Origin of the sequence: Ideonella sp. WA131b (assembly GCA_023657425.1) — a bacterium.
In the GTDB taxonomy this organism is placed as follows: domain Bacteria; phylum Pseudomonadota; class Gammaproteobacteria; order Burkholderiales; family Burkholderiaceae_C; genus Rubrivivax.
This window is the reverse complement of the sequence record JAGTJW010000001.1, coordinates 1,116,386-1,128,549: the sequence shown is the minus strand read 5'-3', so window position 1 is coordinate 1,128,549 and position 12,164 is coordinate 1,116,386. Positions and strand designations below refer to the sequence as shown.

The following is a 12,164-nucleotide window of genomic DNA, read 5'->3' as shown; positions in this document are numbered from 1 at the left end:
GCTCGCGGCGGGGTCGGCACCGGTGCGCATCGTGGCCAATCAACGACTTGCGAGCGCCGGGCGGTGCCGCGATTTCTTGATCGGGTTTTGATCGACCACGACCCGGGGCCTGTTTTATCGCCCGCCGGCGTGGAACGAGACAAGGGCCAAAAAAGACCGTCGGATCAAGCACTTGCTTATTTAATCGCAATCCGTTCCCGGAAGGTCGCGTCCGATTGGGCCGGCGGCTCCGCCCTCGGCACCGGCTCCCGACCATGAACGAAGCCGAAACCCGCGCCGAGCACATCGACCCCGCGCTCAGGGCCGCCGGCTGGGGCGTGGTCGAGGGCAGCCGGGTGCTGCGCGAGCACGGCATCACGCTCGGGCGCTTGCAGCCCGGCGCGGGCGGTGCTGGTGGTGCGGGGCAAGGGCGCCGCGCCCGCGCCGAGATCGCCGACTACGTGCTCGTTTACCGCAACACCAAGCTCGCGGTGGTGGAGGCCAAGGCCTTGGACCGGCCGCACACCGAGGGCGTGGCCCAGGCCAAGAGCTATGCCGCGAAGCTCGCGGTGCGCTTCACCTACAGCACCAACGGGCAGGCGGTCTACGGCATCGACATGGCCACCGGCGCCGAGGGTGACGTGCCGGGCTTTCCCGGGCCCGAGGCTTTGTGGGCGCAGACCTTCGCGCAGGCCCAAGCGGCGGCTGCCGCTTGGCGCGAGCGATTTGCCGCCATCCCCTTCGAGGACAAGGGCGGCACCTGGCAGGGGCGCTACTACCAGGAGATTGCCATTGCCCGCGTGCTGGAGGCCATCGGCGCCGGGCGCGACCGCATCCTGCTCACGCTGGCCACCGGCACGGGCAAGACCTTCATCGCCTTCCAGCTCGCCTGGAAGCTGTTCCACAGCCGCTGGAACCTGAACGACTGGCGCGCGGGTGCGGAGCCCTCGCGCCGACCGCGCATCCTGTTCCTGGCCGATCGCAACATCCTGGCCGACCAGGCCTACAACGCGTTCTCGGCCTTTGCCGACGATGCGCTGGTGCGCATCGACCCCGCCGACATCCGCCGCAAGGGGCGCGTGCCGAAGAACGGCAGCATCTTCTTCACGATCTTCCAGACCTTCATGAGCGGCCCTGGCGGCTCGCCCTACTTCGGCGAGTACCCGCCGGACTTCTTCGACTTCATCGTCATCGACGAGTGCCACCGCGGCGGCGCCAACGACGAAGGCTCCTGGCGAGCGATCCTCGACTACTTCAGCGCCGCGGTTCAGCTGGGCCTGACGGCCACGCCCAAGCGCACGGTCAATGCCGACACCTACGCCTACTTCGGCGAGCCGGTGTACCAGTACTCGCTGAAGGAAGGCATCAACGACGGCTTCCTCACGCCCTTCAAGGTGCGGCAGATCGCCACCACGCTGGACGAGTACGTCTACACGCCCGATGACGAGATCGTCGACGGCGACATCGAGGCCGGCCGGCGCTACGAGGAGAAAGACTTCAACCGGCTCATCGAGATCAAGGAACGCGAGGCCTACCGCGTGAAGATCTTCATGGACGCCATCGACCCGCGCGAGAAGACGCTGGTGTTCTGCGCCACGCAGCTGCACGCGCTGGCCGTGCGCGACCTGATCAACCAGCGCAAGACGGTGGCCGACCCGAACTACTGCGTGCGCGTGACGGCCAACGACGGCGCACTGGGCGAGCAGCACCTGCGCGACTTCCAGGACAACGAGAAGACCATCCCGACCGTCCTCACCACGTCGCAGAAGCTGTCCACCGGCGTGGATGCGCGCAACGTGCGCCACATCGTGCTGATGCGGCCTATCAACTCGATGATCGAGTTCAAGCAGATCATCGGCCGCGGCACGCGCCTGTACGAAGGCAAGGACTACTTCACCATCCACGACTTCGTGAAGGCCCACCACCTGTTCAGCGACCCCGAGTGGGACGGCGAGCCGGTGGAGCCGGAGCCGCGGGTGCTGACGACCGACGGCAAGCCGCCGCCTGCGGAGGTCAATGACCCAGCGCGCACGGAGACGACGCCGGAGGAAAAGCCGCCCGCGACGATCAAGGTGCGCCTGGCCGATGGCAAGGAGCGGCAGCTTCAGCACATGGCTGCCACCTCGTTCTGGAGTGCTGACGGCCGGCCGATGTCGGCCGCGCAGTTCCTGGAGTCGCTGTTCGGTGCGCTACCTGAGTTCTTCAAGGACGAGGACGAGCTGCGCCGCCTGTGGAGCGACCCGGACACCCGCCGCCAACTGCTGGCCGGTCTGGCCGACAAGGGCTTCGGCCGCGATGCGCTGGCCGAGATGCAGCGCGTGATCGAGGCAGAGCACAGCGACCTTTTCGATGTGCTCGCCTACGTCTCGTTTGCCGCGCCGCCTGTCCCGCGCGCCGAGCGCGCCGCCGCCGCGCGTGCTGCGACCGCCGCCGAGTTCACCGACAAGCAGCGCGCCTTCGTGGAGTTCGTACTCGCGCAGTACGTGGCGCAGGGCGTGGACGAGCTCGACGCCGACAAGCTGTCACCACTGCTGAAGCTGAAGTACCGCAACGCGATCGCCGATGCCTTCGTGGAACTCGGCAGGCCTGACCAGGTGCGGCGCGTATTCGTGGGGTTTCAGCGGCACTTGTACTCGGAATAGTCCAACAGCTTGTTGGACAAAGTCGGCCAACGGACTCCCCATCCCGGATACACGCCAGGTGCTGTCAAATACGCACCAGCTGGTGGGCGGATACACACCAGCTACCCGCCTGCTGCGGACGCGCCCTGCCCATCTGGAACGGTGGGATCTTCCCGTGTACACGCCCATGTACACATCAGCCTCTAAGCGCCAGACCCCCCGCATCCACGCGGCTTTCCGGCGACCTTGAAGTTTTGCATCGGCAAGTAGCGGCTGTCGGGTTGAGGCCCCGCAGCCCGCCTGGTTGCCCAGGGCTTCGAGCCGGTGCCTGAAAGCGTTCACCAGCCGTTTCGTGTGGTCGGCCGGGTCCGCGATCACCCGCTGGCGCTGACCTGGGTCGTTCAGGTCGGAGAAGTTGATCCAAGGTCTGAACGAGGCGCCCTGCAGCCAGGCCTCAGGGAAAGCCCCTCTGCGCCTTGCCCCAAGGGGATGCGATCCCGCACCGTGGCAGACCCTTGTGCCGCGATGATCAGGCCTTGTGTGAATCCGCCCAAGCGCAGGCTCCTTGCTCGGGTGATTACTGCCTAGCGGCGATCGCAGCACCCAGTATCGCGCCGCAGGCCGCATGCATCGGGAATACTTGATGCCCGTTCATCTGCACCAGCACCACCCTGCATGTCTTCTGATCTCGTCGCGATCGAAAGCCGCCTCTGGGCCACCGCCGACCAGCTCTGGGCCAACACCGGCCTGAAGCCGTCCGAGTTCTCGACCCCGGTGCTGGGGCTGATCTTCCTGCGCTACGCGGAAAAGCGCTTCTCGGACTGCGCCTTCGTCCTCAACGCCAAGGGCATCCCGCCCGCCGAGCGCGAGCCGATGGACTACCAGGCCGAGGGCGTGCTCTACCTGCCCGACGCGGCACGCTTCGGCAACCTGCTGGCGCTGAACGAGGGCGCCAACCTGGGCAAGGCCATCGCTACCGCCATGGCGCTGGTGGAAGAACACAACCCCGAGCTGAAGGGCGTGCTGCCGCGCGGCTACAACCTGCTGCCCAACGCCACACTGGTGGAGCTGCTGCGTCTGCTGGCGCCGCTGGACCTGGAGGGTGACGCCTTTGGCAAGGTGTACGAGTACTTCCTCGGCAACTTCGCGCTGAAAGAGGGCCAGAAGGGCGGCGTGTTCTACACGCCCACCAGCATCGTGCGGCTGATCGTCGAGATCCTGCAGCCCTTCCACGGCCGCATCTTTGACCCCGCCTGCGGCTCGGGCGGCATGTTCGTGCAGAGCGCCGCCTTCGTGCAGCGCCACCAGAAGAGCGCCACCCGCGAGCTCACCGTGTTTGGCACCGAGAAGGCCAGCGACACCGTGAAGCTGGCCAAGATGAACCTGGCGGTGCATGGCCTGTCGGGCGATGTGCGCGAGGCCAACACCTACTACGAAGACCCGCACAAAGCCCCCGGCCGCTTCGACTTTGTAATGGCCAACCCACCGTTCAACGTCTCCGGCGTGGACAAGGATCGGCTCAAGGACGACCCGCGCTTCGCGATTGGTCTGCCGACCACCGACAACGCCAACTACCTGTGGATCCAGCTGTTCGCGGCCAGCCTCAACGAAAACGGCCGCGCCGGCTTCGTGATGGCCAACTCGGCCGGCGACGCGCGCGGCAGCGAACTGGAGATCCGCAAGAAGCTGATCCAGAGCGGCGCGGTGGACGTGATCGTCAGCATCGGGTCCAACTTCTTCTACACCGTCACGCTGCCCTGCACGCTGTGGTTTTTCGACCGGTCCAAGGCGCGCGGGCCGCGTAAGGACAAGGTGCTGTTCCTAGACGCGCGGCCGATCTTTAGGCAAGTAAGCCGCGCGATCCGAGAGTTCGCACCCGAGCAACTGGAGTTCCTGGCCAACGTGGTGCGGCTTTACCGAGGTGAGAGCCCGGAATTGGACGCCGGCAGCAAGGCGATGCAGGCTGAGCGGTTTCCGAGCGGCAGCTACACTGACACAGCCGGGTTATGCAAAGCGGCGACGCTGGCCGAGATTGAGGCCCAGGGCTGGAGTCTGAACCCAGGGCGCTACGTTGGTGTCGGCGCGCGGGCGGCCGACGACTTCGACTTTGCAGAGCGGGTCGAGGCCCTAGCCGAGGAGCTAGTTGCTCTTGGCGGTGAGGCGGACGCTCTTCAGCAGCAGGTTTCGGACAACCTGACGCAACTGCTCGGGCGGGTCGGATGAGCCGGCAAAGTAGTTGCGAAATCGCTGTCGGTGAATGCCTTGCGAAGATCGCGCGGCAGCCGAAGGTAAAGACGACGGACTACTTGGAGTCGGGCGCATACCCCGTCATCGATCAAGGTACGAAGTTTGTTGGTGGCTATGTCAATGACGAGTCGTTGCTCTACACCGGCCCGCTACCAGTAGTGATCTTTGGAGACCACAACCGGCACATCAAGTTCGTGAAGAGTCCCTTTGCGGTGGGAGCAGACGGGACCCAGCTCCTCTACCCCGATGAGCGATTCGACATTTCGTACTTCCACTATGCGATCCGAGCGCTGCCGCTTAAGAACTACGGCTACGAGCGCCACTTCAAGTACCTGAAGGAAGAAAGGCTGCGAGTCTGGCCGCTTGACGTGCAACGTCGCATAGCAGCCATCCTCTCCGCCTACGACGACCTGATCGAGAACAACACGCGGCGTATCGCGATCCTGGAGGAGATGGCCCGGCGCATCTACGAGGAGTGGTTCGTCCGCTTCCGCTTCCCCGGCCATGAGGGGATCCAGATGGTTGAGTCCGAGTTGGGGCTAATGCCGAAGGGGTGGCAGATCGGCACTGTCGCCGACGTCGCCGTGGTCTATCGCGGTCGGTCCTACAAGGGCTCTGAGCTGGCCGACTCAGGCGGGCGCCCGTTCGTGAACCTGAAGTGCATGGAGCGCGACGGTGGCTTTCGAGCCTCTGGGCTGAAGCGGTACACAGGACAGTTCAAGGAGTCGCACACGGTCCGCCCAGGCGACATGGTCATGGGCATCACAGACATGACGCAGGAGCGGCGCATCGTTGCGCGGGTGGGCCGGGTTTCGGGTCTTGACGCAGACTTCGGCGTGTTCTCGATGGACCTTGTGCGGCTCGCCAGCCGTGGCGTGTATGGAGAACCGTACCTCTATGCGATGTTCCGGTGGTCTAGCTTTGCCGACGAAGTGAAGCAACACGCGAACGGCGCGAACGTGCTGCACCTTCTGCCCGCGCGGATTGAAGAGTTCGCGTTCGCGCGCCCCACGCCCGAGCTCGCGGCCCAATTTGCTGATCTCCTCACGCCGATGCTCTCGCTGTGTGACACGCTTGAACGGAAGAACGCGAACCTCGCGGCGACACGCGACCTCTTGCTCCCCAAGCTGATTTCCGGCGAACTAGACGTCTCGGCGATGCCCGAGCCGGAGGCCGTCGCCGCATGACCCCACCGCCCGGCGTCAAGGAGGTCTCCGCCGGCTACGACGAGCTGGCGCTCGTCGAGATGCCGGCGATCGACCTGCTGACCTCGCTGGGCTGGGGCTTCAAGAATCTGTACGCCGAGACCTTCGGCGAACTGGGCAGCGAGGGGCGCGAGAGCGAGTCCCAGGTCATCCTGACCCGCCGCCAGAGCGCGGCACTGGTGGCGCTGAACCCCGGCCTGCCTGTCAACTTTCGACGCGGCGCGCCAGAGTCCCAAAATGGGACTAAACTGGCGCCATGCGCGTCATTGCCCTGTCCACCCTGAAGGCGTTCTGGGCCGATGGGGCGCTGTACCAGGACGCGCAACAGCCGGCGTTGGCCTGGTATCGCGACGTGCTGAAGGCCGACTGGGCCACGCCGGCTGCAGTGAAGACCCAGTTCCGCACGGCCAGCATCCTGAAGGACGGGCGGGTGGTGTTCAACCTGGCTGGCAACAAGTACCGGCTGGTCGTGTGGGTCAACTACCCGTACCGGGTGGTGTACATCCGCTTCATTGGCACGCACCGGCAATACGACGCGATCGACGCGCAGACGATCTGACCCCCGCGAAGGAGTGGCAAAGATGGACATCAAACCGATCCGCACCAAGGCCGATTACCGGGCCGCCTTGAAGGCCGTCGATTCGCTGATGGGGGCCAAAGCGCGTTCGCTCGAAGGCGACCGGCTGGATGTGCTGGTGACGCTGATCGAGGGCTATGAGCGCCAGCACTTCCCGATGGATCTGCCCGACGCCGTGGAAGCCATCAAGTTCCGTATGGAGCAGCAGGGACTGACTCCCAAGGACCTCGAACCCCTCATCGGGCGCAGCAATCGTGTGTACGAGGTGCTGAACCGCAGGCGCGGCCTGACGCTGCCGATGATCCAGAAGCTGCATGCAGGGCTTGGCATTCCTGCGGAGAGCTTGCTCCGGCAAACCGTGTTGGTACCCGCGGCGCGTTGACGCGCCCTTCGTGACGGGCAACACCCAGTGAGCGACGGTTCGGGCAAGAGCGCGGTACTCGTTGCCCGCGAGGCGTCTGCAGGCTATGGCGAGCTGGCGCTCGTCGAGATGCCGGCGATCGACCTGCTGGCATCGCTGGGCTGGAGCTTCAAGAACCTGTACGCAGAGACCTTCGGTGAACTGGGCAGCGAGGGCCGCGAAAGCGAAACCCAGGTCATCCTCACCCGCCGCCTGCGCGCGGCGCTGGTGGCGCTGAACCCCGGCTTGCCGGCCGACGCCTACGCGCAGGCCGTCGAGCAGCTTGCGCAGGACCGCTCCAAGCAGATCGCCGTCAACGCCAACCGCGACTTCTACCGGATGCTGAAAGACGGCGTGAAGGTGAAGGTGCCCGACGAGCGCGGTGGGCACAGCACCGAGACCCTGCGCGTGATCGACTGGGCCACGCCGGCCCACAACGAGTTCTTCCTGGCCTCGCAGATGTGGGTGGCCGGCGACATGTACCGCCGCCGCTGCGACCTGCTGGCCTTCGTCAACGGCCTGCCGCTGGTGTTCATCGAGCTGAAGAAGCCGGCGGTGCCTTTGAGAAGCGCCTTCGACGACAACCTGCGCGACTACCGCGGCCAGAGCGTGCCGCAGCTCTTCCACCCCAACGCCTTCATCTTGCTGAGCAACGGCTCCGACACCAAGGTCGGCACGCTCACCAGCGCCTGGGAGCATTTCTTCGACTGGAAGCGCGTGGCCGACGAAGACGAGGCCGGCAAGGTGAGCCTGGAGCGCGCGCTGCGCGGCCTGCTGGAGCCGGCGCGGCTGCTCGACTACATCGAGAACTTCACTGTCTTCGAGGAGGGCAAGGGCGGTCTCGTCAAGAAGACGGCCAAGAACCACCAGGTGCTGGGCGTCAACAAGTCCATCGCGCGGCTGGTGGAGCTGCGCGAGACGGAGAAGTTGGAACGCAAGCGCCTGGGCGTGTTCTGGCACACGCAAGGCTCGGGCAAGAGTTTGTCGATGGTGTTCTTCACGCAGAAGGTGCTGCGCAAGGTGCTGGGCAGCTGCACCTTCGTGATCGTGACCGACCGCGAGGAGCTGGACGACCAGATCAGCAAGACCTTCAAGGCCACCGGTGCCACCGCACGCGAGGACGTGCGCGCCACCAGCGGCGAGCACCTGAAGGAGCTGCTGCGCGGCAACGAGCGCTACATCTTTACGCTGATACAGAAGTTCAGGAACGAGCCGGGGCAGCCCTACCCGGAGCTGTCGAGCCGATCGGACGTGATCGTCATCACCGACGAGGCGCACCGCAGCCAGTACGACATCTTTGCGCTGAACATGCGCAACGCGCTGCCCAACGCCGGCTTCATCGGCTTCACCGGCACGCCGCTGATCAAGGGCGAGGAGGAGCGCACGCGCGAGGTCTTCGGCGACTACGTCAGCGTCTACGACTTCGCGCGCTCTATCGAAGACGGCGCCACGGTGCCGCTGTACTACGAGAACCGCATCCCCGAGGTGCAGCTCACCAACCAGGAACTGAATCGCGACCTGGAGGCGCTGCTCGAAGCGGCCGAGTTGGATGAAGCGCAGGAGAAGAAGCTCGAGCGCGAGTTCGGCCGCGAGTACCACATCATCACCCGCGAAGACCGGCTGGAGGCCATCGCCAAGGACCTGGTGGCGCACTTCACCGGCCGCGGCTACCGCGGCAAGGCCATGATGGTGTGCATCGACAAGGCCACCGCGGTGCGCATGTTCGACAAGGTGCAGGCGCATTGGAAGGCCGAGATTGCGCGGCTGAAGGCGGCGCTGGAGCAGGCCCAAGGCGATGCGCGCGAGGCGCTGATCGCGCGCATCCACCTGATGCAGACCACCGACATGGCCGTGGTGGTGAGCCAGGGCCAGAACGAGGTGGAAGACCTCAAAGCCAAGGGCCTGGACATCGTGCCGCACCGGCAGCGCATGCTGAAGGAGAGCCTGGACGAGAAGTTCAAGGAGGAGAAAGACGACTTGCGGCTGGTTTTTGTGTGCGCAATGTGGATCACCGGCTTCGACGTGCCAACCTGCTCGACGATCTACCTGGACAAGCCCATGCGGGCGCACACGCTGATGCAGACCATCGCGCGGGCCAACCGCGTGGCGCCCGGCAAGGAGAGCGGGCTGATCGTGGACTACGTCGGCATCTTCCGGGCGCTGCAGAGCGCGCTGGCCACGTATGCGCGGCCGGCCGCTGGCGGGCCGGGTGGGCCTGAGGGCGAGGCTGGCGGGCCGATCCTCGACAAGGCCGAGCTGGTGGCGGCGCTGAATACCGCGCTGAACGAGGTGGCGGGCTTCGCCCAGGTTCGCGGTGTTGCCTTGGAGGCCATCGCCCGGGCGCAGGGCTTTGTGCGCATCGGCCTGATCGACGACGCCGTCGAAGCGTTCTTGGGCAGCGAGGCGGACAAGAAGCACTTCCTGCAGCTCGCCAGCCGGGTATCGCGTCTGTTTAAGGCCATCCTGCCCGACGCGGCCGCCAACGAATTGGCGCCGCTGTCGGTGTTGGTGTCGTACCTGGCAGCCAAGATCCACGCCGAGACCGACCCGCCCGACATCAGCGCGGTGATGAGCGACGTGGAGGCACTGCTCAACGACTCGATCGCCACCGAGGGCTATCACATCGGCCCGGCCAGCAACCCCGAGGCGCTGGTGAACCTGTCTGAGATCGACTTCACCGCGCTGCAGGCCAAGTTCGCCCAGGGGCACAAGCGCACCGAGGCCGAGAAGCTGAAGCGTCTGATCGCGGGCAAGCTGGCCGCGATGGTGGCGGTGAATGCGTCCCGCATGGACCTGGCCGAGAAGTTCCAGGCGCTGATCGACGAGTACAACGCCGGCAGCCAGAACATCGAGGCGTTCTTCGAGGAGCTGAAAACCTTCGCCCAGGCGCTGAGCGAGGAGGATCAGCGCGGCATCGCCGAGGGGCTGACCGAGGAGGAGCTGGCGCTGTTCGACATCCTGACCAAGCCCGAGCCGGTGTTGACCAAGGCCGAGGAGGCTGAGGTCAAGAAGGTGTGCCGTGAGCTGCTGTCGACGCTGAAGCGGGAGAAGCTGGTGCTGGACTGGCGGGAGAAGCAGCAGGCGAAGGCGGGGGTGATGCAGGCGCTGAAAGTGGAGATGCGGCGGTTGCCGCCGGCGTACACACGGGACATCCGAGCCGAGAAGATGGCACGGGCGTATGCGCATGTGTACGACCACTACAACGGATCGGGCCGAAGTGAGTCTCCGCAATAGCCGCGTCGCTGGGGCGCCCCGGAAGGCGCGATCGCGCCCTCGACTGCATGGCGACCTTCGGTACGTTACCCCAAATGGAATAGGGCGATGTCAACGATGCAGTCGTACCCACATTTGACCAAGGCGCCCGTCGCCGAGGCGGTCATCGAGATCCGCGTGCGGCTCTCGCGACCTGTTGTTCAGGCGGACTTCAATGCCTTCCGTGATCGCCTGAAGGACCAGTTCCCCAAGGACCAGAACATTCGCTATGTGGCCTCGCATATGCAGTTCGGCAGCGACGAGGAACTCAAGAACGACGTTTCCACCGGCCTGATCGGCGTGCGCCTGGACGATCAGGAAGGTCGCTGGGTGGTTCAAGCGAAAAGCGACGGCCTGGCTGTCAGCCGGTTGCCGCCTTACGAGTCTTGGGATGGTCTCGTCGCAACACTGCGAGAGCTGTGGCCGGTCTACGTTGAAGTTTTCGAGCCATCGGCCATCTTGCGGCTGGGCGTGCGGTACATCAACCGCGTGCCGCTTCCTGACGCTGAGAACGTCGATCTGGACGCACTGCTTACCGCCGGGCCGAAGATCCCGCCGTTGCTGCCACAGACCCTGACCCAGTTCGTCACGCGCGTCATCTTTCCCTTGCCGGATGAAGGCATCGTCTTGACTGTGCTGCAATCCCTTGAGCCTGCGCCTGGGGATGTTGTCGGGCGACGGGCACACGTTGTGCTCGACATCGATGCGGCTTGTGAGCAAACGATGAGTCCGAATGCCATCGAAATGTGGGGTCGTCTCGATTCTTTGCGTGACGCGAAGAACATGGCATTCTTCGGTTCGCTCACCGAGCCGACTTGGAAGGCTTTCTTGTGACCAGTGCAACACTTGCTTCGCCGGGCCGCCACTTCGGTTTTGGTACATCCAGCGTATCGGCTGGAGTGAGTGACGCGGCCGAGCACTTGGCCTCGCAGCTCAAGCGAGTTTTTCTGGATGCCGTGCGCACTGCAAGCGGACAAGCGGTCATCTTGCCGGTGCAAGTTGCCCTGAGCACCGGCTACCAAGAGGCAAGTCGGCTGGCTGCGGCCGGAGACGAGCAGGTGGTGCCAACTTCTGCAGCAATGCGTGAGGCGGATGAGCTCCTGACTGCGCTGCCGCCGTGGTGCGTTGCCCCCGTCCCGACCGTCGAGCCTTCAGGGGCGATTGCCTTTGAGTGGGATCTGGGACCGAGTCGATGGCTGGTTCTGGCACTCAAGGGCACAGGCACCATTGAGCACTCGGCGATCCTGGGTATGGGCAACGAGATGCACGGAACCCGAAACTTCGCGGGAACGCTGGGCCGGCACGAGATCGCCCTGCTCTCGGAGCTGATGCAACCGGAGAACTGAGCCGTTGGACGAGGTGGTCGATCCCGGGGAGGAGATCGCTCGATTCCTCCGCAGTTCGTCTCACCTGCGGCGCGGGATGGGCCGGCCACACTTTGCGGCCTTCTTGCCAAGGCTTCAGGACGGAGACATTAGTGTCTACCGCACGCTGGGAATGGAGAGGGCGGACACCGTCGACCTGGGCGCCCGCTTCGTGGCCCGGCCAGAGCTGCCACTGAAGGGCCACTGCACCTTGACTGCGCAGGACCTATTCGTAGAGGGCTTGGACGTGGTGCCGGCGCCCGATCCACATGAGCGTCATGCAAACGTGCGCGGTTGGACCGCTGATCCCAAGAACCGGATCATTGCCAAAAAGCTGGCCGACAAGGCGATCTTGGTTGTCTACGAAGACGAGTGACGGGCCGGGTTGGCGAGTCCAAGTTCATGTCCAAGTTCGGAACTCGGCGGAGTGACACGAAGGCTTCATGCGGGTTGGCGGCGATTCGCTACGTTCTGCATCAAGGAGGTCTGCAGTGCGCTGCCCGAGTTCTTCAAGCACAA

Annotated in this window: 10 protein-coding genes; all 10 read left to right on the top strand. The window is 64.9% G+C overall.

Features of this window, described 5'->3' with window-relative positions; genetic code table 11:
* The first annotated feature begins 254 nt into the window (after positions 1–254).
* The 10 genes from KA711_05205 (at position 255) to KA711_05160 (ending at position 12,021) form a co-directional block, all read left to right on the top strand.
* The gene (locus tag KA711_05205; GenBank protein MCM0608381.1) at positions 255–2,621 is read left to right on the top strand and encodes a DEAD/DEAH box helicase family protein; all 2,367 of its coding nucleotides are present in this window, start codon (positions 255–257) and stop codon (positions 2,619–2,621) included.
* Positions 2,622–3,275: 654 nt separating this feature from the next.
* Positions 3,276–4,823, top strand: coding sequence for an SAM-dependent DNA methyltransferase (locus tag KA711_05200; GenBank protein ID MCM0608380.1), 1,548 nt, complete (start codon positions 3,276–3,278; stop codon positions 4,821–4,823).
* Positions 4,820–6,034 carry a hypothetical protein gene (locus KA711_05195; protein ID MCM0608379.1) on the top strand — a complete coding sequence of 405 codons (1,215 nt, stop codon included), beginning with the start codon at positions 4,820–4,822 and terminating at the stop codon, positions 6,032–6,034. The genes KA711_05200 and KA711_05195 overlap by 4 nt, the downstream gene beginning before the upstream one ends.
* On the top strand, positions 6,031–6,336 hold the full coding sequence (locus KA711_05190) for a hypothetical protein (GenBank protein MCM0608378.1): 306 nt from the start codon (positions 6,031–6,033) through the stop codon (positions 6,334–6,336). Before KA711_05195 ends, KA711_05190 begins: the two co-directional genes overlap by 4 nt.
* The gene (locus KA711_05185) at positions 6,309–6,611 is read left to right on the top strand and encodes a type II toxin-antitoxin system HigB family toxin (protein MCM0608377.1); all 303 of its coding nucleotides are present in this window, start codon (positions 6,309–6,311) and stop codon (positions 6,609–6,611) included. Before KA711_05190 ends, KA711_05185 begins: the two co-directional genes overlap by 28 nt.
* A gap of 22 nt (positions 6,612–6,633) precedes the next feature.
* Positions 6,634–7,011: a transcriptional regulator gene (locus tag KA711_05180; protein MCM0608376.1), complete on the top strand. Its 378-nt coding sequence runs from the start codon at positions 6,634–6,636 to the stop codon at positions 7,009–7,011.
* 27 nt (positions 7,012–7,038) lie between these two features.
* Positions 7,039–10,263 (top strand): type I restriction endonuclease subunit R, encoded by a 3,225-nt coding sequence (locus KA711_05175; GenBank protein ID MCM0608375.1) that lies wholly within the window; start codon positions 7,039–7,041, stop codon positions 10,261–10,263.
* A gap of 87 nt (positions 10,264–10,350) precedes the next feature.
* Entirely contained in the window at positions 10,351–11,115 is a 765-nt protein-coding gene (locus KA711_05170; GenBank protein ID MCM0608374.1) for a TIGR04255 family protein, read from the top strand.
* Entirely contained in the window at positions 11,097–11,627 is a 531-nt protein-coding gene (locus tag KA711_05165) for a hypothetical protein (protein MCM0608373.1), read from the top strand. The genes KA711_05170 and KA711_05165 overlap by 19 nt, the downstream gene beginning before the upstream one ends.
* A gap of 4 nt (positions 11,628–11,631) precedes the next feature.
* Entirely contained in the window at positions 11,632–12,021 is a 390-nt protein-coding gene (locus KA711_05160; GenBank protein ID MCM0608372.1) for a hypothetical protein, read from the top strand.
* The last annotated feature ends 143 nt before the right edge of the window (positions 12,022–12,164 follow it).